The organism is Microbacterium arborescens (assembly GCF_030369635.1).
Taxonomy (GTDB): domain Bacteria; phylum Actinomycetota; class Actinomycetes; order Actinomycetales; family Microbacteriaceae; genus Microbacterium.
Map to the genome: position 1 here is coordinate 3161797 of NZ_CP128474.1, position 22325 is coordinate 3184121.

21 protein-coding genes are annotated in these 22325 nt (G+C 70.2%); 3 read left to right on the plus strand and 18 right to left on the minus strand.

What is annotated here, in order from left to right; translation table 11 throughout:
* Positions 1-49: 49 nt before the first annotated feature.
* The 10 genes from QUC20_RS14965 to QUC20_RS15010 all read right to left on the minus strand — a co-directional run bounded on the left by QUC20_RS14965 (position 50) and on the right by QUC20_RS15010 (position 13435).
* Positions 50-952 (minus strand): dihydrodipicolinate synthase family protein, encoded by a 903-nt coding sequence (locus tag QUC20_RS14965; RefSeq protein WP_289330395.1) that lies wholly within the window; start codon positions 950-952, stop codon positions 50-52.
* Positions 949-3726, minus strand: a complete 2778-nt coding sequence (locus QUC20_RS14970; protein WP_289330396.1) for a beta-L-arabinofuranosidase domain-containing protein — start codon at positions 3724-3726, stop codon at positions 949-951. Before QUC20_RS14970 ends, QUC20_RS14965 begins: the two co-directional genes overlap by 4 nt.
* Positions 3723-5165: an aminopeptidase P family protein gene (locus QUC20_RS14975; protein WP_289330397.1), complete on the minus strand. Its 1443-nt coding sequence runs from the start codon at positions 5163-5165 to the stop codon at positions 3723-3725. The genes QUC20_RS14970 and QUC20_RS14975 overlap by 4 nt, the downstream gene beginning before the upstream one ends.
* Entirely contained in the window at positions 5162-6451 is a 1290-nt protein-coding gene (locus QUC20_RS14980) for an alpha/beta fold hydrolase (protein WP_289330398.1), read from the minus strand. The genes QUC20_RS14975 and QUC20_RS14980 overlap by 4 nt, the downstream gene beginning before the upstream one ends.
* Positions 6448-7338, minus strand: a complete 891-nt coding sequence (locus QUC20_RS14985) for an ATP-binding cassette domain-containing protein (protein ID WP_120264078.1) — start codon at positions 7336-7338, stop codon at positions 6448-6450. The genes QUC20_RS14980 and QUC20_RS14985 overlap by 4 nt, the downstream gene beginning before the upstream one ends.
* Entirely contained in the window at positions 7335-8198 is an 864-nt protein-coding gene (locus QUC20_RS14990; RefSeq protein WP_120264077.1) for an ABC transporter ATP-binding protein, read from the minus strand. The genes QUC20_RS14985 and QUC20_RS14990 overlap by 4 nt, the downstream gene beginning before the upstream one ends.
* A gap of 17 nt (positions 8199-8215) precedes the next feature.
* Positions 8216-9214 (minus strand): ABC transporter permease, encoded by a 999-nt coding sequence (locus tag QUC20_RS14995; RefSeq protein ID WP_289330399.1) that lies wholly within the window; start codon positions 9212-9214, stop codon positions 8216-8218.
* Positions 9211-10185: an ABC transporter permease gene (locus QUC20_RS15000; protein ID WP_120264075.1), complete on the minus strand. Its 975-nt coding sequence runs from the start codon at positions 10183-10185 to the stop codon at positions 9211-9213. The genes QUC20_RS14995 and QUC20_RS15000 overlap by 4 nt, the downstream gene beginning before the upstream one ends.
* 1 nt (position 10186) lies before the next feature.
* Positions 10187-11881 (minus strand): ABC transporter substrate-binding protein, encoded by a 1695-nt coding sequence (locus QUC20_RS15005; RefSeq protein ID WP_289330400.1) that lies wholly within the window; start codon positions 11879-11881, stop codon positions 10187-10189.
* A 306-nt stretch (positions 11882-12187) separates the two neighbouring features.
* Positions 12188-13435 carry a serine hydrolase domain-containing protein gene (locus tag QUC20_RS15010; protein WP_120264073.1) on the minus strand — a complete coding sequence of 416 codons (1248 nt, stop codon included), beginning with the start codon at positions 13433-13435 and terminating at the stop codon, positions 12188-12190.
* A 78-nt stretch (positions 13436-13513) separates the two neighbouring features.
* Here QUC20_RS15010 and QUC20_RS15015 point away from each other — a divergent pair, with 78 nt between their 5' ends.
* Both QUC20_RS15015 and QUC20_RS15020 read left to right on the plus strand, forming a co-directional pair.
* Positions 13514-13822, plus strand: a complete 309-nt coding sequence (locus tag QUC20_RS15015; RefSeq protein ID WP_120264072.1) for a DUF2470 domain-containing protein — start codon at positions 13514-13516, stop codon at positions 13820-13822.
* Positions 13823-13893: 71 nt separating this feature from the next.
* The gene (locus tag QUC20_RS15020; RefSeq protein WP_120264071.1) at positions 13894-14559 is read left to right on the plus strand and encodes a biliverdin-producing heme oxygenase; all 666 of its coding nucleotides are present in this window, start codon (positions 13894-13896) and stop codon (positions 14557-14559) included.
* A gap of 24 nt (positions 14560-14583) precedes the next feature.
* Here QUC20_RS15020 and QUC20_RS15025 read toward each other — a convergent pair whose 3' ends face one another.
* Positions 14584-15963, minus strand: coding sequence for an ATP-dependent DNA helicase (locus QUC20_RS15025; protein ID WP_289330401.1), 1380 nt, complete (start codon positions 15961-15963; stop codon positions 14584-14586).
* A gap of 42 nt (positions 15964-16005) precedes the next feature.
* Between QUC20_RS15025 and QUC20_RS15030 the strand changes: the two genes are divergently transcribed.
* The gene (locus QUC20_RS15030) at positions 16006-17142 is read left to right on the plus strand and encodes a hypothetical protein (protein WP_289330402.1); all 1137 of its coding nucleotides are present in this window, start codon (positions 16006-16008) and stop codon (positions 17140-17142) included.
* Positions 17143-17164: 22 nt separating this feature from the next.
* Here QUC20_RS15030 and QUC20_RS15035 read toward each other — a convergent pair whose 3' ends face one another.
* The 7 genes from QUC20_RS15035 to rpmB all read right to left on the minus strand — a co-directional run bounded on the left by QUC20_RS15035 (position 17165) and on the right by rpmB (position 22210).
* Positions 17165-19141, minus strand: coding sequence for a bifunctional copper resistance protein CopD/cytochrome c oxidase assembly protein (locus QUC20_RS15035; RefSeq protein ID WP_289330403.1), 1977 nt, complete (start codon positions 19139-19141; stop codon positions 17165-17167).
* Between the two features lie 164 nt (positions 19142-19305).
* Positions 19306-19593 (minus strand): HU family DNA-binding protein, encoded by a 288-nt coding sequence (locus tag QUC20_RS15040; protein WP_036304753.1) that lies wholly within the window; start codon positions 19591-19593, stop codon positions 19306-19308.
* Between the two features lie 233 nt (positions 19594-19826).
* The gene (locus tag QUC20_RS15045; RefSeq protein ID WP_289330404.1) at positions 19827-20993 is read right to left on the minus strand and encodes an alpha/beta hydrolase; all 1167 of its coding nucleotides are present in this window, start codon (positions 20991-20993) and stop codon (positions 19827-19829) included.
* 2 nt (positions 20994-20995) lie between these two features.
* Complete coding sequence (locus QUC20_RS15050) at positions 20996-21118, minus strand: hypothetical protein (protein ID WP_259455303.1); 123 nt, start codon at positions 21116-21118, stop codon at positions 20996-20998.
* A 375-nt stretch (positions 21119-21493) separates the two neighbouring features.
* Positions 21494-21799 carry a 30S ribosomal protein S14 gene (rpsN, locus tag QUC20_RS15055; protein ID WP_023953697.1) on the minus strand — a complete coding sequence of 102 codons (306 nt, stop codon included), beginning with the start codon at positions 21797-21799 and terminating at the stop codon, positions 21494-21496.
* A 4-nt stretch (positions 21800-21803) separates the two neighbouring features.
* Entirely contained in the window at positions 21804-21974 is a 171-nt protein-coding gene (gene rpmG, locus QUC20_RS15060; protein WP_005051772.1) for a 50S ribosomal protein L33, read from the minus strand.
* On the minus strand, positions 21974-22210 hold the full coding sequence (gene rpmB, locus QUC20_RS15065; protein WP_005051771.1) for a 50S ribosomal protein L28: 237 nt from the start codon (positions 22208-22210) through the stop codon (positions 21974-21976). The genes rpmG and rpmB overlap by 1 nt, the downstream gene beginning before the upstream one ends.
* Positions 22211-22325 lie beyond the last annotated feature (115 nt).

Consider the following 22325-nt stretch of genomic DNA (forward strand, 5'->3'; position numbering starts at 1 on the left):
CTTTCGATCGTCGGCGGCGGTGCTGTCAGCGGGACGGGGTTTCAGCGGGTCAGCGGTAGCCCTTGCTCAGCACGGCCTCGGTGTCGGCGATGATACGCGCGGCGACCTCGTCGGGCAGCGCGAGTCGCGGCGGACGCGTCGTCGTGCTGGTCAGCACACCGGCGACCTGCTGCGACAGCTTGATCGCCTGCACGAACCAGGTCTTCGAGTCCCAGCGCAGCAGCGGGTGCAGGTCGCGGTAGATCTCGCGCGCCCGCACCCAGTCCTGCGGGTCGTCGGAGGTCGAGAGCGTGTAGAGCTCGACCGTCGCGGCGGGGATCGCATTGGGGTAGCCGGCCACCCAGCCCACCGCGCCGTTGAGTCCGAGCTCGAACACGACGTCGTCCGAGCCGATCGAGATGTCGAGGCCCGGAGCGAGCTCGCGGATCTCGTAGGCGTGGCGGACGTCGCCCGAGAACTCCTTGACCGAGACGATGAGCCCCTCGTCGAACAGGCGGGCGAGCAGGTCGGGACGCAGGTCGACCTTCGTGTCGATCGGGTTGTTGTACGCGAGGATCGGCAGGCCCACGGCTGCGACCCGACGGTAGTGGTCGACGACCTCGTCGTCGCTCGCACGGTAGGCGTTGGGGGGCAGCAGCATGACGGCGGGTGCGCCGTTCTCGGCGGCGTGCTCGGCGAACCGGACGCTCTCGAGAGCACCGTAGGCCCCGACACCCGGAATGACGGCGGCATCGGGAGCCGCCTCGATCGCGGTGAGGAAGACGCGCTTGCGCTCGTCCTCGGTGAGGGTCTGGTACTCGCCGAGGGAGCCGTTGGGGATGATGCCCGTCACGCCGTTCTGCGTCGTGAAGCGCACGAGCTCGGCATAGGCGTCGTAGTCGACGGACAGGTCGTCGTGGAAGGGCAGGGTGGTCGCGAGGTTGACGCCGTGCCAGGGCTTGCGGTCGGTCATGAGTCGTTCTCCGATCTGGCGATGTCAGGCGCCGATGTCAGTGCAATTGCAATGGTATCCATTTTCGGGGCGGGCGGAAGAGTGAGTCGGTGACGGGTCTCCTCATTGCCGGCGCGGTCGGTCGCGGCGAACTCGATCACCTGCTCGCGATCGGTGAGGGCACGGACGAAGGCCTCCTGGAACGTCGCCCAGAAGGTCCCCTCCCCTGACCACCGGATGCCGTCGACCCCCGACACGTCGTCGGTGGCGAGCAAGGTGATCTCGACGGCGGCGCCGAGCTCTTTCACCCGCGCCTCGCTGCGCGGCGCGGCAGTGTCGATGGCGAGCTCGCGCCGGACGATGCTCGACCGCCCGTCCGCGTCGATCGCGCGGGCCTCGACGAGGACCGCTCCCTCGCGCTCGATGACGACGGGGCCGTCGACAGCCCGCCACGGCCCGTCGCCCACACGCAGCTCGAGGCGCAGCTCGTGGCCGGGATCTCGCCCGGCGGCATCCGACACCCGCGCCTCGACGGTCGGTGGGGTGGTGAACCAGCCCGAGGCCGCTGGCGCGGGCGAGACCGCGATGTCGACGGTCGGCGGCATGACGGCATCCGGCGCCGCGGCGGTCGCGGCGAGGAACTCCCGCGCCCGACGCGCGGCGTCCGGCCGCCCCGTCGACCCGCCCTCGGCGTCGACGCCCGCATCGAGGCCGGCCTCGAGCGCGGCAGCGACGACGGTGCGAGCCTCCGACGCGCTCACGAGGGAATCCGTCATGCCGGTGCGGCACGTCGAGACGAGGCGGTCGAGCAGCGCGGCGTCGTGCTGCGGCGCCGGCTCGGCCCACAGGTCGTCGATCAGCGTCGTGCCGTCGGGTCGGCGCCGCGCCGGCACCCCCGTCTCGACGCCCGCGAAACCGATCGTCCGATCGACCGCACGCGTGTACAGGTGGTACCGCTCGTCCGAGCCGTTCCAGACCGGTTCGTGGCGAAGCCCCGCGATCAGCACCGCGCCGTCCGCGGCGAGCGCCCCGGGAACGTCGTCGACATCGGCGCGGATCGCGTTCGGCGGCATCCGGCGCGCATCCCACGGCCGCTCGATCGCCGTCGTCGACGCTTCGCGAGCGACGAGCACGTGCGGCCCGTACCTCAGGCTGCGCAGCCCCGGATCGTCGATCGTCGGCTCGGAACGGAGCGCCGCCGGCAGCGTCAGCTCGATGCGCTCGTCGCCCCGCCAGGTCCGGTCGACCGTGACGAAGCCGCCCGGCACCGCGTCGAGATCGACAGGATGACCGTCGACGGCGACACCGGCGACGCCGGCGACCCATGCCGGGACGCGCAGACGCAGCGCCAGCCGCACGGGACGGGCGGCCACCGTCTGCACCCGCAGAGTCACGCGTTGCGCGAAGGGGTGCTCCTGGTCGATGACGACCCGCACCCCCTGGTCGTCCCAGCGGAGCTCAGCGGGTGTGTACCGGGCGACCCACAGGCCCGGTTCGGCGTCGGTGCCGCGGAAGAAGATCCCGGCCTGATGGCTGACGTGGTTCTCGAGCCCGGTTCCGCCGCAGCACGTGCCCACGTTGTCGTACTCGGGCAGTGCTCCGGGGTGCACCGGGAACATGTAGGTCACCTCGGGGCTGTCGTCGGATTCGGTCGCGCGCCGCGAGCCGAGGATCTGGTTCTGCCGCGCGCGCTCGGCGTAGTCGAGGAACCGCGGCTCGAGCGTGTGGGCGAACAGCGCCTCGGCGAGCTTGACGAGGTTGTAGGCCGCGCAGGTCTCGGCGTTGCGCCGGCCGATGTCGCCGGCGACGGTGCGCGGCGGGCCCCACAGCTCGTTCTCGCCCGTGCCGCCGTGCGCGTACATGCGCCCCGGGACGATCTGGTCGAACACCCCGATCGCGGCGGCGAGGTAGCGGCGCTCGCCCGTCAGTTCGTATTCGCGCACGTAGCCGACGAGCTGGGGCAGGTGCTGATTGGCGTGCATCCCGTCGAGGATGTCGCGCCCCGACGAACCCGCATCGAGCAGATCGCCCTGATCGAATGCTCGCGCCGCAGCGAGGAAGCGCGGCTCGTCGACGAGGGCGCTGAGGCGCGCGAGCGTCTCGTTCATGCCGCCGAACTCACCCGCGATGTAGAGCGACCACATGCGCTGACGATGCTCGTGATCGAGCTTCTCGAGCCGCGCCGAGATCCAGTGCCCCATGCCCGTGACGACCTCGAGGGCGCGGTCGCTCCCGGCCAGCTCGTACGCGTCGAGCAGACCCGCCATGATCTTGTGACACGTGTAGTACGGCGCCCAGATCTCGCCGTAGGGCGCGAAGTGCTCGAGGCGGGCGAACTGCCACTCGCCCGACGCGAACAGGAGGCCGGGGTGCGAGTAGCGGCCGGTCGCGGCGAGCGCCTGCTGCACCTCCGCGAGGCCGCCCACCAGCTCGTCGACCCGCGAGCGCAGCTCGTCGTCGTCTTCCGCTGCGGCTGCCAGCGCGAGCATCGACAGGAAATGACCCGCGTAATGCCCGCGCAGGAGGTTCGCGGTCTGCGCCGCCTCGCGCCCGGGGTAGTCGTGCTCGCCCCACGGCTCCTCGGCCGGATGCCCGAAGCCCTCCCAGGCACCGGGCGGCTCGGCGCCGCGGGTGTCGAGCCCCGCGGCGGCGCGGAAGACCGCGAGGAGCCGGTCGATCGGGTAGACCCGGGCGAGGTGCAGCATCCGGTCGCGTGCCGGGGCGAACGCGCTCGCGTGCCCGAGGCGCACCGCACCGGGCGGGAACGGCACCGCGCGGGGTGCGGTCTCCGTCATCGTTGGCCCGTCCACTGTGCACGCGTCCACGCCTCGACCTCGTCGGCCGAGATCGGCAGGGCCGCGGACAGCACCTCGGACCCTGCGTCGGTGACGAGCACGTCGTCTTCGAGGCGCACGCCGATGCCGCGCAGCTCGGGCGGGAGGGTCAGGTCGTGGGCGTGGAAGTAGAGGCCCGGTTCGACGGTCATGACGACGCCCGGCTCGAGCGCGGCGCCCATGTAGTCCTCGTAGTGCGCTTGGCTGCAGTCGTGCACGTCGAGCCCGAGGTGGTGGCCGATGCCGCACGCGAGGTATCGCCGATGCTGCTGCCCCTCGGGCGACAGCGCCTCGTCGACCGAGACCGGCAGCAGCCCCCAATCGTGCAGCCCCTGGGCGACGACCTCCATCGCCGCGAAGTGGAAGTCGAGGTACTCGACGCCCGGACGGATGCGATCGAGGCCGGCGCGGTGAGCCCTCTCGACGAGGTCGTGCACGTCGCGCTGAGCCTGTGAGAACGTGCCGCTGGCGGGAACCGTGCGGGTGACGTCGGCGGTGTAGAGCGAACGCGCCTCGACTCCCATGTCGAGCAGGAGCGCCGCATCCGGAACGATGTCGCCGTCGCACCGCACCCAGTGCAGGATCGGCGCGTGGGCGCCCGACCCGACGATCGTGGAATAGCCGGGTCCGTTGCCGTAGGTGCGCGCGTGCCGGTCGAACGTCCCCTGCAGCCACCGTTCGCCGAGGCCGTCGGCGATGGCTCGCGGCACCTCGGCCACGACCGCGCCGAACCCGGCGACCGTGGCGTCGACGGCCTCGCGGAGCTGCCCGATCTCCCAGGCGTCCTTCACCATGCGCAGGCGCGCGAGCGCGCGTTCCACCTCGGGTGACACCTCCGCGCCCACCTCGGCGGCGAGCGCTGCCGCGGAGCGTGCGGCGGCGGCGCCTCGCAGCTCGGGGTGACGCCGTTCGAGCGCGGCGAGCGGCTCGACGGTCATTCCCAGCGCATCGGCCCACTCCGGCAGACCCGCCGACGGGCCGACCCAGAGCTCGCCGTGGTTGGCATCCGAGAAGAAGCCGGCGTCGCCCGGGCGGAACGGCGGGGGCAGGTACAGGACGGCGTCGTGCCCTCCGCTCGCGGGCCACAGGACGATGACGGCGCCCTCGACCTGGCACGCCGTCAGCCAGACGAACCCGCTGTCGGCGCGGAAGTCGTAGTGCGCGTCATCGTTGCGGACGGGAGCATGCCCGGCAGCCGCGACGACCACCTGACCGGGAAGCGCGGCGCTGAGGCGATCGCGATGAGCGGATGCCGCGGCTGCGGCGCCCGCGGGCAGCTGCGGCCGGGTGGGGACGTCCGCCCAGTCGCGCGAGACGAACTCGGTGAACGCCGGCACCTGCGCCAGGCGCGGGTATCGCGTGCCGGCATAGGGCGGACGGGTGGTGTCTGGAGCGGTCATCGCTTCTCTCCTCCGCGGTCTCGGACCAGCTCGCGCAGTCGCGTGAAGGTGCGACCCGAGCCGATGCCGTCGTGCTCGAACTCGTTCGTCACCCACGACTGCGCGTTGCCGACGCGCGCGAGCGTCTCGAGCTGCAGCCCCGCGTCGACGTACATGTCGTCGAAGTACACCGCGGCGGCCAGCGGGACGTCGTTCGCGGCGAGCCGGTCGAGGTCGTAGAGCGGCGTCCAGTCGGCGCGTTCGGCGAGCGCGTGGACGGCGTCGCGGAAGCCGCGCAGCAGGCGCACCTCGTCGAACATCCAGGGGAAGGCCATCTCGCCCGTGAACATCAGGGGACGGCGGCTCTCGTCGAAGACGGGACGACGGTCGCGCTCGGTCTGCGCCGCCCATGCCGTCGGTCCGCTGGCGGGATCGCCGTAGATCGATTCCTGCAGAGTCCAGAACAGCGGGTTGCCGGCGCACGAGCTGAGCGACTGCACGTCGGCCAGGAACGCCTCCGACAGCCGCCCCGGGCGGGCGAACGCCTTCTCGACGAGCCAGTGCAGGCGCTCGTGGCCGGGCTTCATCCCGAGGTCGATCCCGAGAGACTGGAACCGGCGGACGGTCAGCACGTCGCCGTCCGGAAGCGCGACGTCGCCCTCGGCGAGCCGGTCGGCGATGCGCGCGATCGCCTCGACGTCGGCGGGGAACCGCCGGTACATCTCCGCGGTCTTCGCCGCGACGCGGTCGAAGGTGCGGGCGTAGACCTCGGCGGCCCGCGGTGGGGTGCCGGGGATGCCGCCGCAGACATAACAGGCTGTCAGCGCCTCGGGCGCCATCGACAGGTAGGTGAGCGTCAGGAAGCCGCCGTAGCTCTGGCCGAGCGTGGCCCATCGCCGACCCCCGTACAGCGTCTCGCGCACGTGCTCGAGATCGCGGACGATGGAGTCGGCCCGGTGGAGGGCCAGGAGGTCCGCGCCGGCGGCGGCGTCGAGACCCGCCACATCGACCGCCTCGAGAGGCGTGCTGCCCCCGGTGCCGCGCTGGTCGACGAGCACCACGCGATAGTCGCGCAGCGCCTCGTCGATCCACCCGTCGCGGCGCAGCGGCCGGGGGTTCGAGCCGCCCGGGCCGCCCTGCAGGAAGGTCAGCAGCGGTAGCTCGTCGCGCACCCGGTCGGGATCGACCAGTTCGCGCACGAGCAGCTCGATCGTCCCGGCGGCCGCCGTGCCGGCGCTCCAGTCGAGCGGGACCTCGATGCGACGCTCCGCGACGCGGATGCCCGGCAGGTGGTACTCGTTCGTCATGACGCCTCCGTCTGGGTGTCGGATGCCGCGGCTGCCGCGCGGTTCCGGCGCGCCTTCTCGGCGGCCCGCCGTCGGCGGTCCCACTCGGGGTTGATGCGGGGCACCGCCGCGAGCAGCGTGCGGGTGTACTCGTGCTGAGGGCTCTCGAAGACGCGGTCGCGCTCGCCCGTCTCCACGATGGAGCCGCGGCTCATCACGGCGATGCGCGTGGCGATCTGCCGGACGACGGCGAGGTCGTGCGCGATGAACAGGTAGGCGAAGCCCTCGTCGCGTTGCAGGGCGGTCAGCAGATTGATGACCTGCGCCTGCACCGAGACGTCCAGAGCCGACACGGCCTCGTCGCAGATGACCATCTTCGGGCCGACGGCGAGCGCCCGGGCGATCCCGATGCGCTGCGCCTGACCTCCCGAGAACTGCGCCGGGTAACGGTCGGAGTGATCGGGGTTGAGCCCGACCCGCTCCATGAGCGAACGGGTGAACGCGCGCGCTCCCCCGGGGATCTTCCGGTTCTGATACCGCAGGGGGGCCGTCACGAGTCGCTCGACGGTGTGCTTCGGATTGAGCGACGAGTACGGGTCCTGGAAGATCACCTGCACGTCGCTGCGGAATGCGAGGAGGTCGCGCCCCTGCAACCGGGTGACATCCCGTCCCTCGAACTCGATCGTCCCCGCCGTCGTGTCCATGAGGCGCGCGATCAGTCGTGCGGCGGTCGACTTGCCCGACCCCGACTCGCCCACGAGCGCGAGGGTCTCTCCCCGGCGGATGTCGAGGTCGACGCCGTCCACGGCGCGGAAGCGACTGCTGCGCGAGAACATCGTCGCCCCCGGGCTCGCGAACTCCTTCACGAGGCCCGTCGCGCGGCACAGCGGCGCGGTCTGGTCGGTCATGCCCTCTCCTCCTCGATCTCGCTCTCCGGCACGATCGCGATGTCGGTCGTGCGCAGCTCGCCGATCGCGTCGTCGATGCGGGGCACCGCGTCGAGCAGCCGCCGCGTGTACTCCTCCTGGGGGTCGCTGAAGACCCCTTCGACGCTGCCCCGCTCGATCATGCGACCGGCTCGCATGACGACGATCTGCTCGGTCACTTCGCTCACGACCGCGAGATCGTGCGTGATGAGGATGAGGCCCGCACCCGTGTCGCGGCGGATCTCGGCCAGCAGGTCGAGGATCTGCGCCTGCACCGTGACGTCGAGGGCCGTGGTCGGCTCGTCGGCGATGATGAGCTCGGGCTCCATGCTCAGCGCCATGGCGATCATGATGCGCTGCCGCATCCCGCCCGAGAACTGGTGCGGGTAATGGTCGACGCGCTTCGCGGCATCCCGGATGTGCACCCGTTCCATCGCCTCGATCGCGACCCGTCGTGCCTCGCGCCGCGAGACGCCCGACCGGTGCGACCGATACGCCTCGGCGATCTGGGTGCCGACGGTGTAGTACGGGTTGAGCGACGACAGGGGGTCCTGGAAGATCATCGCGATGCGATCGCCGCGGACCTGACGCATCTCCCGTGCGGGAAGGGTGAGCAGATCGCGGCCGTCGAAGTCGACCGTGCCGGTGGCCGTGCCACCCTTGGGCAGCAGCCCCATGATCGCGAGGCTCGTCATCGACTTGCCCGACCCCGACTCGCCGACGATGCCGAGGGCACCGCCTCGCGGCACCGAGAAGCTCAGGCCGTCGACGACGCGGACGGCGCCGCCGGCGGTGCGGAACTGCACGGTCAGGTCGTCGACCCGCAGGAGGTCGTCCGTCATCGGCATCCTTTCGCCGCTCATGCTTTCGCCGCCGTCCGCACGCGCGGGTCGATCGCCGCGTAGAGCAGGTCGACGACGAGGTTTCCGACGATGACGAAGAAGGCCGACAGCAGCGTCACCGCCATGATGACCGGCTGGTCGTTCGACGAGATCGAGTCGGCGGTGAGCTTTCCCACCCCGTTGATGCCGAACACGGTCTCGGTGATCACGGCGCCACCCAGGAGCCCCGCGACATCCATCCCGAAGATCGTCACGATCGGGGTCAGCGCCGGGCGCAGCGCGTGGCGACGCCACACCAGGCTCGGCCGCAGGCCCTTCGCGTGCGCCGTGCGCACGAAGTTCTCCTGCAGGGTGTCGATGACGTTCGCCCGCGTCAGGCGCGTGTAGACGGCGGCGTACCCGACCGCCAGGACGATCCACGGCATGAGGAAGTTCAGGAACCACTGCACCGGGTCGTCGGCGAAGGGCACGGCCTGCGGGAACGGCAGCCACGCGAGCGAGACGACGAGGACGAACTGCAGCGCGAGGGCGAGCACGTAGTTCGGGATCGACATCGACCCGAGCGTCAGCCCGGCGATGAACCGATCGGTGAACCGCCCCTCCCGCACCGCGCTGAGGACACCGCCGACGACACCGCCCACGAGCCAGAGCACCGCGGCACCGATCGCGATCGTCGCCGAGATCGGCAGGCGCTGCACGATCATGTCTCCGACGAGCTGCCCCGTCTGGAAGGAGTAGCCGAGGCACGGGGCGCCGCACACGACGGTCGCCCCCGCGATCTCGTACTCGCGGCCGGCGAACAGACCCGACAGGTACGTGAAGAACTGCGTGAGGAAGGGCTGATCGAGGCCGAGGTTCGCGCGGATCTGGTCGATGCGCTCGGGCGTGCAGTTCTTGCCGCAGATCTGCACCGCAGGATCGGGCGAGAGCACGAAGAAGATCACGAACGTGAACAGCGTCACGAGGAACAGCACGACGACCATGCCGGTCGCGCGCGAGAGGACGAAACGGGTCACGCGCGCACCTCCGCGCTGCCGACGAGCGCGCGGATGCGGTCGCCGAGGGTCGTGAACGAGAGCACGAGCAGGAACAGGAAGGCGCCCGGGATGAGGAAGTACATCGGGTCGACCGCGTACCAGGGGGCCGCGGAAGCGATCATCTGGCCCCAGCTGGGGGTGGGAGGCACGACGCCGACACCCAGGAACGACAGTCCCGCCTCGGTGCCGACGTAGCCGGGAACGGCGAGTGTCGCCATCACGATGATGGTCGATGAGAGGTTCGGCAGGATCTCGCGGAAGATGATCTGCACGCTCGAGGCCCCCGATGCGCGGGCGGACTCGACGAACTCCCGCTCCTTCAGCGAGAGCGTCTGCGACCGCACGATGCGCGCGAGGTAGGGCCAGCCGAACAACGAGATCACGACGACCAGCAGCAGCACGCGGTTGTCCGCCGGCAGCGCCGACAGGATCGCGATCATGAAGATGAGGGCGGGGAAAGCCATGAGGAACTCCATGACCCGCGAGATGACCGTGTCGATCCAGCCGCCGAGGTAGCCCGCGAGCATCCCGAGCACGACACCGAGCACGGTGGTCAGCAGCGTCGCCGAGAGGGCGACGGTCATCGACACCTGGGCGCCGTAGACGATGCGGGCGAAGATGTCGCGTCCGTTGCCGGGCTCGACGCCGAACCAGTGCTCGGCGCTGATGCCGCCGAGCGGACCGATCGGGATCGCACCCATGTTCGGGTCGATGGCGCTCTGGTCGAACTGGTACGGCGACCAGCCGCTGATCTGCACGATGAGCGGCGCGAACACCGCCATGAGCAGCACGAGCACGATGTAGGCCAGCGACAGCATCGCGGGCACATCGGCGAGGAAGCCTCTGAGGAGTTTCCGGCCGGACGCCGGACGGGATTCCACTGTCTCGTCGAGAGTGGAATCACCGCCCGGCGTGGCCTCGACCTCGAGGGGGGCCGAGCTGAAGGTCATGTCAGCCCTTCGAGGGGTCCTTCAGACCGACGATCGTGAGGTCGGTCATGTTGGTGTTGGGGATGTAGCCGGCGATGTTCGACCCCGGCAGGAAGATGCCGTTCTCGAAGACCATCGGCGCGATCGGCGCGAGTTCCATGATCTGCTTGTCGAGCTCACCCCATGCCTCGTTGGCCGCGTCGACGTCGGTCATCGCGCGGATCTCGGCGATCCGCTCGTTGACGGCGGGGTCGTCGAGCTGGGCGAGGTTCTGGTTTCCCTTCTCGGTGATGGCAGCACCGTCGAACAGCGGCGGGATGAAGGTGCTCGCGCTCGAGGCCCAGTCGGGGCACCAGCCGGTGATCGCGGCGTTGTTCTGCTGCGACGGGGTGGCGATGGTCTCGTAGTAGATCGAGGTGTCGATGACGTTGAGCTTCACGTCGGCCCCGATGCGCTCGAGACCCTGCTGCACGGCTTCGGCCTGCGCCTGGGCGACGGGGTTCGATCGGATGTCGAGGGTGAACTCGAACCCGTCGCCGAGTCCGGCATCCGCGAGCAGCGCCTGAGCCTCGTCGACATCGCCGGTGTTGCCGTCGGACGGGTAGAGGTCGTAGTCGAGGTGTCCGCTGACGGCCGGCGGGATGATCGTCGTGGCGACATCCGCCAGCTGGTTGCCGCCGGAGGCGTTCTGGATGCTGGCACGGTCGAGCGCCCAGTTGACGGCCTGACGCACGCGCACGTCGTCGAACGGCGGCTTCGACGTGTTCAGCGACATGTAGGTCGTGCAGTAGGCGGGGGCCGTGATAGCACGCTCCTGCAGCTGCGGTGTCTGGATCCGGGGCAGCGTGGCCCCCGCGATCTTTCCCGCGATCGCGTTCTGGTCGGCGCCCTGACCGGCGATCATGCGCTCATCGATCGTCGCGCCGTCGATGCCGATGTCGAACTGCCACTGATCGGGGTAGGCCTTGCGCACGTCGTCGGTCTCGGGCTCCCAGTGCTCGTTGCGCACGAGCTTGATGGTGCTGCCGGGGGTGTAGGCGTCGAGCGTGTACGGCCCCGACGCGATGACGTCGTTGATGAACTCGTCACCGCCGCCGGATCCGATCGGGAAGGGGACCGCGTTGGGCTGGGCGAGGACGTTGTCGAACTCGGGGAAGGGTGCCTTGAGGTGGAAGACGATCGTCTTCTCGTCGGGGGTCTCGATCGTGGGGAGGTCGCCCGAGACGTACGGGCCCTGGTAGTCGGCGGGCGCGTCGATGACGGACTTGAGGTAGGGCGAGCCGATGCCGATCTGCGGATCCCACGCGCGGGAGATGCCGAACTCCATCTCGGCGGAGGTGATGGGGTCGCCGTTGTCGAAGAAGAGGTCGTCTTTGAGCGTGTAGGTCCAGGTGAGTCCGTCATCGGAGACCTCGCCGAGACCCGTCGCGAGGTCGGGCACGATCGCGTTGGGGTCGGCGGAGTCGCCGGCCGCCTGCATGGTGAGCCCGCGGTAGAGCAGCCGGTAGAACGCGTTCACGCCGCCGTCCCACCCGCGGGCGGGGTCGAGGTACGAGAAGTCGGCGTTCTGGAGCATGTGGACGGTTCCGCCGGCCTGGGGCGTGCCGTCGCTGCCGGTCTGCTGCGGCGAACCGCCGCCGCCGGCGCACGCCGTGAGGGCGAGTGCCATGGCCGTTCCGGCGGCGAGGATGCCGGCGAATCTCCTGGTGGTGGTCATCGGTGGACCTTCCCTTTCTCTGCTCCATTGCGTCGAGTGCTGTCCATAAAACAACATCACGGTGCAATGTGCAATTGCACGATCACGCTGCATCCGTTCTACCGAGTGGAGCGGTGCCGTGCAGGCCCTGTGACACGATCGTCACGCGACGCGGCCGATTCTTCACATCCGCGAAACACAGCGAGCGGCGGCCTCGGCGCGCGAGACTCGGAGAATGACGGCTACATCGGATGCCTTCGCGTCATCGCTCCGATGTCGGCGACATCCTCCGACGTTCGTCGAGGCCGCGCGAGCGCGCGAGCGAGGTCAGGGAAGCGGGCAGATCGCGACCGACGCGAGATCGCCGTCCAGCTGCTCCGCCGTCCAGGGCAGGCCCGAGGGCGGGGCGGTCTCGCCCGAGGCGGCGGGAGCCTTCGAGGCGATCGCAGCCAGCTGCCACCCGAGCACCCGGATCGCCTCAGCGGAGGCGCGGGAGTTGTTCAGCACGGCGACGACGGTGAGACCCGTCTCGCGGTCGGCGAAGGCCACGGTCTGATACCCGGGGATCGATCCGTACTGGCCGATCAGGGTTCCCGCCTGGTAGGCGCCGCCGTCGACGGTGTACCAGGTCGGCACGCCCTCGGCCACCGGGATCGGAGCACCGAATCGCTGCTCGTCATCGAAGGGACGCAGCCCCGTGGCGAGCGCACGGGCGTAACGGCCGAGGTCGCCGGCCGTCGTCACGACACCCGACGACGTGAACCCCGCCGTCGGCGACAGCGCGGTGAGGTCGGCCGCCGTCGCGCAATCGGCCGCGCCCTCGGGCGTCAGCACGGATTGCGTGCCATGCAGGCCCACATCGGCGGTGCGGGAGGGCAGCGACGATGTCCGCATGCCGAGCGGCTCGAAGACGTAGCGCTGGAAGAGCTCGGCAGCAGTGCTGTTGGCGGCCCGTTCGAGAGCCATGCCGAGGAGGACATATCCGGCATCGGAGTTCACGAAAGACGTCCCGCCCGTCGGCCCCGAGGCCGCCAAGCCATAGGCGAGAAGCTCGTGCGGCGCCCACGGGCGCGCCGGGTTGGCCTCCCACCGGCCCTGAAGCTGCGGCTGGTACGACCCGAGCCCGGACGTGCTGTCGCACAGCTGCTCGAGCGTGACCACGGGGGTCGCGGGGAACCCGACGATCCACTCCGTCACGGGGTCGTCGAGCTCGACGGTGCCGTCTGCGGCCATGCCGTACAACACGTCGCACGTCATCGCTCGAGTGACCGGCCCCGCCTTGAAGGAGTCGTCGGCGCTGACCTCGGTTCCGTCGGGATTCGTGCCGAAGCCCTGTACCCACTCGCCCGACCAGGGCACCCATACGCCGGCGATCGCGCCCGCCGACCCGGTCATCGCCATCGCGCGTTCGACCGCCGCGACGAGCTGCGCCTGCGTGTCGCCGCCGAGGTCGCCCTCGACCTGCGGGGGCGCTGCGACGGTGTCGATGTTCGCGGGCGCGCACGCCGATAGACCGAGTGCGAGAGCGACCGCAACGGCGATCCCCGCGCTCCGACGGCGTCGAGTCGCACGCATTCCTGAGCCACCCCCCGAGATGTATGCCTCCAGTGAATCACACCGCTCCTGTGGATACCGCGAACCTAGGGTGGACGCATGACACACGCTTTCGACGCCGACGCCATCTCCGGCGTGCTCGGTCACATGAACGACGACCACCGCGACGACAACCTGCTCATCGCGCGCGCGTTCGGCGAACCGGATGCCGCGTCGGCGACGATGACGCACTTCGACGGCGACGGCGGCGATTGGCAGGCGACGCGCGCGGACGGCGGCATCCGCGACCTCCGCGTTGCCTGGCCCGGCGGCCCCATCACCGAGCGCCGCGAGGTCCGTCGCGAGATCGTCGCGCTCTACGACGCCGCATGCGAGCGGCTCGGCGTCGAGCCCCGCCCGCACGACTGAGCGTTACGGATTCGTTAAGAGGTCGCGAAAAAACCTTCAGTTTAGCTGTACCTAAGTGCTATCGTCGGGCCATGCTCGAACCCATCCCGTTCTCGACCGCTCTCCGTGAGCGCTCCAGCTCCGCGCACTCCGGCAGCGAAGGCGCCGGGTTCATGTCCGACCTCATGCGGGGCAAGGGCACGCGTGACGACTACGTCGCGCTGGTCGCGCAGCACTGGTTCATCTACGCGGCGCTCGAAACCGCAGCCTCGCGCATGGCCGCCGACCCGATCGCCGCGACCTTCATCAGCGACAAGCTCACCCGGTTGCCCGCACTCGAGGCCGACCTCGACTTCCTGATCGGCTCCGACTGGCGCGAGCGGATCACCCCCCTGCCGACGACGGAGCGCTACGTCGCCCGCATCAACGAGGTCGGGGCGACCTGGGCCGGCGGGTTCGTCGCGCACCACTACACCCGGTACCTCGGCGACCTCTCGGGCGGCCTGTTCATCGGCAAGCTCATGGCGCGCCAGTTCGGGTTCGAGACGAACGGCATCGGGTTCTACATCTTCGGTGACATCGCCGACCCGGCCGCATTCAAGGAGCGCTACCGGGAGCAGCTCGACGCCGCCCCCTGGGACGAGGCCGAGCAGCAGCGGGTGATCGACGAGGTGCTCGTCGCCTACCAGTTCAACACCGACCTGTTCACCGATCTCGCCGCGGCGAAGGCCGCGCGCGCGGCATCCGTCGTCGCCTGACCGCGTCACGCGGCCGGCCTCCGGTCACATGCCGGCGGCGCGGACGGCGGCCATGAAACGGCGCACGTCGTGGTCGACCAGGATGTCGCTGGGCCGGAGCGGCCGCGACAGATAGAGGCCCTCGAGCGAGGTCAGGCGCGAGAGAGCGACGTAGGTCTGTCCGGGCGCGAAGGCGCCCGACCCGAGGTCGACGACCGCCCGGTCGTACGTCTTGCCCTGCGACTTGTGGATCGTCACCGCCCACGCCAGCCGCAGCGGGAACTGCGTGAACTCCGCGACGATCTCGCGGGTCAGCTTGCGCGAGCCCGGGTCGTAGGCGTAGCGGAACCGCTCCCAGACCGCCGGCTCGACATCGTGCTCCTCGCCGTCGAGTTCGACACGCACCGACGACCCCGCGATGCGGGTGACGGTTCCGATCGAGCCGTTGACCCAGCGCGGGCCGTCACCGGCGTAGCCGGCGACGTCGTTGCGGAGGAACATCACCTGAGCGCCGACCTTGAGCTGCAGCTCGGGGTCGGCCGGATAGGACGTCTCGCCCCGCCCGAAGTCGCCGCTCACGTCGGCCTTCGCCGTCTGCACCGGTCCGGTGAGCGCATCGAGATGACGCTGATTGATGCGGTTGACGGCGTCGTTGCGGGTCGCGAGCGTGATCACGGGCGGCTCATCGCCGGTGGGAGGGGGCGGCGTGCGGGCGCCCGCGGCGTTGAGGGCCGCCGCGATGTCGGCCGTGACGACGCCGTAGCGGACGGCGTTGAGCATCTCCTTGAACCCCGGGTCTGCTTGACGGTGGATCTCGCCGAGCTCGGCGATGTGCAGCGGGGCCCCCACCCGTCCGAGATCGAGCAGCCCGTCCGAGCGGATCGCACCGGCATCCGCCTTCGGCCCCGCCCACACCTGCGCGTCGAAGAACCAGAACGAGCGGTAGTGATCGCGGATGTACCTGAGCTCATCACCGCGCGGCGGCACCGGCGAGAGCTGATACGGGTCGCCGAACATGACGATCTGCACGCCGCCGAACGCCTCCGAACGCCTCCGACGCGCCTGCCGCAGCGACCGGTCGATCGCATCCATCACGTCGGCGTTGACCATCGAGATCTCGTCGATGACGAGCGTGTCGATCGCATTGAGGATGCGGCGCGTCGGCTCGGACTGCTCGAGTTCGCTGTCGGCGACCAGACCGATCGGCAGGCGGAACAGCGAGTGGATCGTCTGCCCCTCGACGTTGAGGGCGGCGACTCCGGTCGGCGCGCAGATGGCGATCTGCTTGTCGGTGTTCCACGCCAGGTGCTGCAGCAGAGTCGACTTGCCGGTACCGGCCCGACCGGTGACGAAGACGTGGTCGCGGGTCGACTCGATGCGGCGGAACAGTGCCTCCTGCTCAGCGGAGAGAGGAGGCAAGGTCACCGATTCATGGTAGCCACAGGTGAGCCTTCCTAGACTTGTGCTGTGCACGAGGCGCAGACGACTCCGGACGCCGCGATCGGCGACGATGCGTCGAGCGCGCCCGCGAGCACCCGTCGCCCCGGCCGGGGCGGTCGACGTGGCGCGCGCAGCGGTCGCCGGCTCGCCTTCGACCTCACGGCGATCGGGCTGCTGTCGGTGCTCGCGCTCGGCGCGCTCGGCGTCGGCGGAGTCGCGGTGTACCGCACCCTCTACAGCCCCGCCGCCTTCGTCGAGCGCTACCTCTCGCTGCTGAGCAGCGGCAGCGCCGCCGACGCGCTTCGCCTGCCCGGCGTTGCGATGGACTCCGCCGAGCTCGCCGCGGCGGAACTGCCGTCGACGACATCCGAGGTGCTGCTGCGCCGCGCGGCCCTCGCACCGCTGTCGGATGTTTCGGTCATCGGCGAGCGTGTGCGCGGCGGCGTCACCGAGATCACGGTGACCTACCTCGCGAACGGACACCGCGGCCGCACGCAGTTCGACGTCGAGCAGGACGGCTGGATCGGGGTCGCCCCCGCTTGGCGCTTCGCCCACAGTCCGCTCTCGGCGATCGACCTGACCGTGCGCGGTGCCACCCGGTTCTCGGTCAACGGCTTCGAGCTCGACACCCGGCAGGTCGCCCCCGAGGGCGTGAACGCCGACCCGCTCGTCCCCGTCTCGATGCTCGTCTTCTCTCCTGGCGCCTACTCGATCTCGGTCGACACCCCGACGGCGCGGACGCCGGGGGTGGCCGTGCTCTCCGATGCCCCGCAGAAGGCGGTGCCCGTCGATCTGCAGACGGAGCCGACCCAGGAGTTCGTCGACGTCGTGCAGGACCGCGTCGACGAGTTCCTCGCGTCGTGCGCGACCCAGCAGGTGCTGCAGCCCACCGGATGCCCGTTCGGGTACTTCGTGCGCAACCGCGTCGAAGGCGTGCCGCAGTGGTCGATCGCACAGAACCCCGAGATCGAGGTCGTGCCGGACGGGGCGCAGTGGGCCATCCCGAGCACCCGCGCCGTCGCCCACATCGACGTCGATATCCGCTCGATCTACGACGGACGCCTCAACGAGGTGTCGGAGGACGTCGAGTTCTTCCTGACCGGATCGATCACGATCCTCCCCGACGGTACGGCATCCATCCAGGTGTCGGCCGACCAGGGCTGACGCGACGCGGTCGGCGCCGAGGTCACCTGCTGCGCGCGGCGTCCCGGCGGGCCAGCTCGGCGAGACGTTCGTTGTACTCGTCGAGCTCGGAGTCGCCCGCACGATCGACCTGGCGGTCGCGGCGACGCTGCATCCGGTCGTCCGAACGGCTCCACTGGATCGCCACCGTGACCGCGAGGATCAAGGTGGGGATCTCACCGACCGACCAGGCCACGCCGCCGCCGATGTACTGGTCCTCGAGCGGCGTCGGACCCCATGTTCGGCCCATCGATCCGAACCACTCCGCGGCAAACATGCCCGACGACATCATGATCGCGATGCCGAAGAAGGCGTGCATCGCCATGACCGCGATGAGCGTGAGCAGACGGAACGGGTACGGCAGACGGTAGGGCACCGGGTCGATGCCGATCAGTGACAGCACGAACAGGTAGCCCGAGATGAGGAAGTGGACGACCATCCACTCGTGCCCGATGTGGTCGTACAGCGACCAGCGGAAGAGGTCGGTGTAGTAGAAGACCCACAGCGACCCGATGAACATGATCGACGCGAACGCCGGGTGCGTCACGACTCTCGAGAAGGGCGTGTGGACGGCCCACAGGATCCACTCGCGGCCGCCCCGCGACCCGTCGTCGCGTTTGCGGATCGCGCGGGCCGCGAGGGTCACGGGCGCCCCGGCGACGAGACACAGCGGGATCGCCATCGACAGCAGCATGTGCCCGACCATGTGCAGGCTGAACAGGTAGTCCTGGTAGGCGTTGATGGGTCCGCTGGTGACCCAGAGCAACAGGAGCAGACCGAACACCCACAGCGCCGTGCGATAGATCGGCCACCTGTCGCCGCGCTTGCGCAGCCGCCGCACGCCGGCGAGGTAGAAGAACAGGCCGAACCCGACGGCGAACACCCAGAGCAGGTCGACGTCCCAGGTCGTGAACCAGCGCTCGATCGTCAACTCCGGCGGCAGCACGGTGCCGGTCAGGATCTGGGCCGGGGTCTGCTGCTCGGGAAGGGTCGTATCGACGGGCGGAGGCGTGCGCGCGAGAGCCGCGGCGGCACCGCTCGCGATGCCCATGAAGACGATCTCGACGGTGACGAGCAGCCAGAACACCCGTGCGGCGCCCGACGACGCCAGCTTCGCGATGAGGCGACCGCGGTACGAGGCGCCGAGCACCCCCATCGCGATGAGGGCGACGACCTTGACGAGCAGCAGCGCCCCGTAGGGCGAGAACAGGTTGGCGGGAGAGAGGATCGCGACGGCGGCGCGGACCGTCCCCGACACCGCGACCACGATGAACGCGACGAGGGCGATGCTCGAGTACCGCGACACGACGGCGACCATGTCGGCGCGGTCGACGACGGGCCGGATGATCACGAGCAGCAGCAGGCCGCCGAGCCACACGGCCGCGGCGACGATGTGCAGCGCGAGGGCGGTGACCGCGATGTTGTGGTTCGCCTCCTCGCCGGAGTGCCCCTGCGTGGCCATCGGGATGAGGGATGCCGCAGCCAGGATGCCGACGATCAGGGTCGAGGTCCAGCCGCGCACGGCGAACGTCAGCACCGTCAGAACGGCACCGGCGATCGTCGTCAGCAGCCAGGCGCGCCCGGCCTCGGTGTCGACGAGGAACCGGCCGAGCTGCTGGCCGAACTCGGCGCTTGCGCTGGGCGCGGCACCCAGCAGGTTGAGGAAGGTGAAGAACGCCGTGCCCGCGCTGGCGACGGTGAAAACCGCCGCCGAGATCGACGCGGTGTCGAGGGCGGTGTCGAACGGGCGCTCCCCCGCACGCAGGGCGAACAGGGCCACGACGAGGGATCCGACCATGCCGGCCGCGGCGAGGTTGACCACGAGCTTGATGATCGGCAGGCCCCACCGCACGACGGGTCCGGGGTCGAGCAGCTGCAGCGGGGCCGCGCCGCCGCCGGCCGCGAGGCCGATGAGGACGACGATGAGAGCCGACACAGCGAGGATCGCCGGTCCGGCGAGACGCTGCGCTCGGGATTCCACCCCACAAGCCTACGGCGGTCGGCTGCCCCGGGAGGTCGGAGCCGCGAGGTCCCCCTTCGGCCGGGTATGCGGACCGGGTTCCCGGCCCAACTGGGACCTCGCGGGGCGGGAGGACGACGGAGGGGGATGCCGTGCGGCATCCCCCTCCGGTGAATCGTCGTCGATTACTTGACGGCGGCCTTCAGCTTCGAGCCGGCGGTCACCTTGACGCGCTTGCCCGCGGCGATCTTGATCTCTTCGCCGGTCTGCGGGTTGCGGCCGGTGCGAGCGGCGGTGTCGACCTGCTCGAAGGCGATCCAGCCCGGAATCGAGACCTTGCTGCCCTTGGCGACGGCCTCGGAGACGGTCGTGAAGAGCGAGTCGAGCACGCCCGAGACGGCGGCCTGGCTCTGACCGGTGGCGCTGGCGATGCTCGCGACGAGCTCGGTCTTGGTGATGGACTTGTCAGCCATAGGGTTGTCCTCCAGACGGCGGACGACGGACGCGCCGCCGACAGCGTGGGTGGTTCCCGGGGGACTCGCGTCCCACGGTTGGTCGTTCGACCGGTCCCGAATATACGCGGATTCCGCGGAATTTCGCGGATTTACCGGCATCCAGGGATGCTTTCACCCGGCGTGTCGCCCGTTTTCGGGGCGTGTGGGGCGAATGTGACGTCTGATCGGGGTCGCGGCAGCTGCAGCGACGGTCAGATCCGGCGCAGTGCCGCGACGACCTCGGCCTCCCAGCGGCGCGCGGCGGGAAGCGCCCCGACGAAGATCGGGGTGTCGTGCGTGACACCGAGATACCGGGTTGCGCTGGCCTCTACTCCGGCGCGGCGGAGCCTCGCGGCGTAGGCCGCGCCGTCTCCGCGCAGCGGGTCGTACTCGGCGGTCAGGATCACCGCCGGCGGTAGGTCGGCGAGCGAATCGGCACGCATCGGCGATGCGTACGACTCGTGCGCCCGCGCTCGATCGCCGAGATAGGTGCGGGCGACCGAAACGAGCTCACGCAGAGCGATGAAAGCCGGGATGCCGAGGGCGTATGTCGCACGCAGGTCGATGAAGCGCCCCGTGAGGTCGGTCACGGGCACCTCGAGGATCTGGACGGCGACAGGCAGCCGCGCGCGGTCGCGGTTCATCAGCGTCAGGACGGCGGCGATGTTGCCGCCCGCCGACGCCCCCGAGATCCCGATCCGGTCGGGATCGATCCCGAGGACCGCCGCCTGGTCGTGCACCCACTCCCACGCGGCGTACGCCTGCTCGATCTGAGTCGGATAGCGATGCTCGGGCGCGAGCGAGTAATCGACCGCGATCAGCACGACACCGGATGCCTCGGCACGGCGTCGGCACGCGGCATCCGCCGTCGGGTAGTCGATGCCGCCGATGCGGAAGGCTCCGCCGCCGAACACGAGGCACGCGGGCGCGGCCTCGCCCTCGACGAGGGCGGTGGGGCGGTAGACCCGGACGCGCACGTCGGGGTGGCCGGCGACCGGCACGATGTGCTCGGACGTCTCGATCGCGGGGCCGGGCGCGCCCACCGTGCGGAGCTCCTGGCGGTCCCAAGCGAGCGCGGCCCTGCGGTGACGCTCGCGCGGGGTGAGGGGGCGCTTGGCGCCGGACTTCGCCGGGGCGGGGGCCGGGGCCGGGGCCGGGGCGGGCACGGGAGTCGCTGCGGAGGCGGCCGGCGCGGGGGTGGCCCTCGCGGGGGTGGCCGTCGCGGCGGGGGCCGTGCCCGGCACCCCGTCGGCGGCGGGAGATCGACGCGGTCGCGGCATCCGCTCTGCCACCGCTGATGTGACCGATCGCCATGCCTGCCGCAGGAGATAGCGGCGGTGCGTGCGCAGCCGTTCGGCGAAGAAGGGATCCAACGGCACGGTCAGTCTCCGTCCGGGCGCTCGGCGCGCTCGTCGAGTTCGCGCAGCCGCCGGAGCTTCGACCACGGCACGAAGACGATCCACATCACCGACGCGATCGCGCCGCCCATGATCATCGAGCTCATGTCCATCCTCCGACCGTAGTCGCAGTCGCAGTCGCGACGACCCGTCCCGAACACAGGCTCAGGGCCGACTCGGGGGTTCGGCCAGCAGCTCTCGCCGGCCTGGCCTGTCGACGGCACGGTCAACCCGGGTTGGTCCAACGCCCTGCGCGCCGAGCCAACGCCCGGACGGCCGAGCGAACCGACGCCGGGCGGTGTGCCGAACACAGGCTCAGCCGGGTCCATCCGCTGCAGCGGAGCGCCTGCGCGGGGCTGAGCCTGTGGACGGCTCGATCGAGCCGGGCGATCCCGCTCGCCAGCCGGGGCCGAGCGCGGAAACGACGAAGCCCCCGGCCCGAGGAATCGGGACGGGGGCTTCGGTGCTGTGATGCAGGCGGCTTACCAGCTCGACTTGGTCACACCGGGCAGCTCGCCCTTGTGCGCCATGTCGCGGAAGCGGACGCGCGAGATGCCGAACTTCGAGAGGTGGCCGCGGGGGCGACCGTCGATGGCGTCGCGCTTGCGGACGCGAACCGGCGACGCGTTGCGCGGGAGCTTCTGCAGACCGACGCGGGCGGCCTCGCGGGCCTCGTCGGTCGCGTTCGGGTCGACGAGGGTCTTCTTCAGCTCGGCACGCTTCTCGGCGTAGCGGGCGACGACCTCTTCACGCTGGTTGTTGCGCGCGATCTTGCTCTTCTTAGCCATGAGATCAGCGCTCCTCTCGGAATTCGACGTGCTTGCGGATCACCGGGTCGTACTTCTTCAGCACGATGCGGTCGGGGTTGTTGCGACGGTTCTTACGCGTCACGTAGGTGTACCCCGTACCAGCGGTCGAACGGAGCTTGATGATCGGACGTACGTCCTGAGCCTTCTTCGCCATTAGAGCTTCACACCCTTCGCGATGAGGTCCTTGACGACCGACTCGATGCCGCGGGCGTCGATGACCTTGATGCCCTTAGCCGACACGTTCAGCGTGATCTTGCGACCGAGCGAGGGAACGTAGTAGGTCTTCTTCTGCACGTTCGGGTCGAAGCGACGCTTCGTCCGGCGGTGCGAGTGCGAGATGTTGTGACCGAAGCCGGGAACTGCTCCGGTCACCTGGCACACTGCTGCCATAGTGATTCTCCTTAGTACCGTGACACCGGACGGTGCCACCCAAGATCCCTTGTCTGCACCCGCGCCTCATCCGGCCGTTTCGGGCCTGTGATGGGGAGTGGGTACGTACTGCGTG

What these genes read in the sequence shown, in the direction of transcription:
- QUC20_RS14975 (WP_289330397.1), bottom strand. Translation starts at nt 5,165, where the DNA reads ATGACCGCTCCAGACACCACCCGTCCGCCCTATGCCGGCACGCGATAC.
- QUC20_RS14970 (WP_289330396.1), bottom strand. Translation starts at nt 3,726, where the DNA reads ATGACGGAGACCGCACCCCGCGCGGTGCCGTTCCCGCCCGGTGCGGTG.
- QUC20_RS15010 (WP_120264073.1), bottom strand. Translation starts at nt 13,435, where the DNA reads ATGCGTGCGACTCGACGCCGTCGGAGCGCGGGGATCGCCGTTGCGGTC.
- QUC20_RS15050 (WP_259455303.1), bottom strand. Translation starts at nt 21,118, where the DNA reads ATGAGCTCGATGATCATGGGCGGCGCGATCGCGTCGGTGATGTGGATC.
- rpmG (WP_005051772.1), bottom strand. Translation starts at nt 21,974, where the DNA reads ATGGCGAAGAAGGCTCAGGACGTACGTCCGATCATCAAGCTCCGTTCG.
- rpmB (WP_005051771.1), bottom strand. Translation starts at nt 22,210, where the DNA reads ATGGCAGCAGTGTGCCAGGTGACCGGAGCAGTTCCCGGCTTCGGTCAC.
- QUC20_RS15040 (WP_036304753.1), bottom strand. Translation starts at nt 19,593, where the DNA reads ATGGCTGACAAGTCCATCACCAAGACCGAGCTCGTCGCGAGCATCGCC.
- QUC20_RS14980 (WP_289330398.1), bottom strand. Translation starts at nt 6,451, where the DNA reads ATGACGAACGAGTACCACCTGCCGGGCATCCGCGTCGCGGAGCGTCGC.
- QUC20_RS14990 (WP_120264077.1), bottom strand. Translation starts at nt 8,198, where the DNA reads ATGACGGACGACCTCCTGCGGGTCGACGACCTGACCGTGCAGTTCCGC.
- rpsN (WP_023953697.1), bottom strand. Translation starts at nt 21,799, where the DNA reads ATGGCTAAGAAGAGCAAGATCGCGCGCAACAACCAGCGTGAAGAGGTC.
- QUC20_RS15020 (WP_120264071.1), top strand. Translation starts at nt 13,894, where the DNA reads ATGCTCGAACCCATCCCGTTCTCGACCGCTCTCCGTGAGCGCTCCAGC.
- QUC20_RS14985 (WP_120264078.1), bottom strand. Translation starts at nt 7,338, where the DNA reads ATGACCGACCAGACCGCGCCGCTGTGCCGCGCGACGGGCCTCGTGAAG.
- QUC20_RS15000 (WP_120264075.1), bottom strand. Translation starts at nt 10,185, where the DNA reads ATGACCTTCAGCTCGGCCCCCCTCGAGGTCGAGGCCACGCCGGGCGGT.
- QUC20_RS15005 (WP_289330400.1), bottom strand. Translation starts at nt 11,881, where the DNA reads ATGACCACCACCAGGAGATTCGCCGGCATCCTCGCCGCCGGAACGGCC.
- QUC20_RS14965 (WP_289330395.1), bottom strand. Translation starts at nt 952, where the DNA reads ATGACCGACCGCAAGCCCTGGCACGGCGTCAACCTCGCGACCACCCTG.
- QUC20_RS15015 (WP_120264072.1), top strand. Translation starts at nt 13,514, where the DNA reads ATGACACACGCTTTCGACGCCGACGCCATCTCCGGCGTGCTCGGTCAC.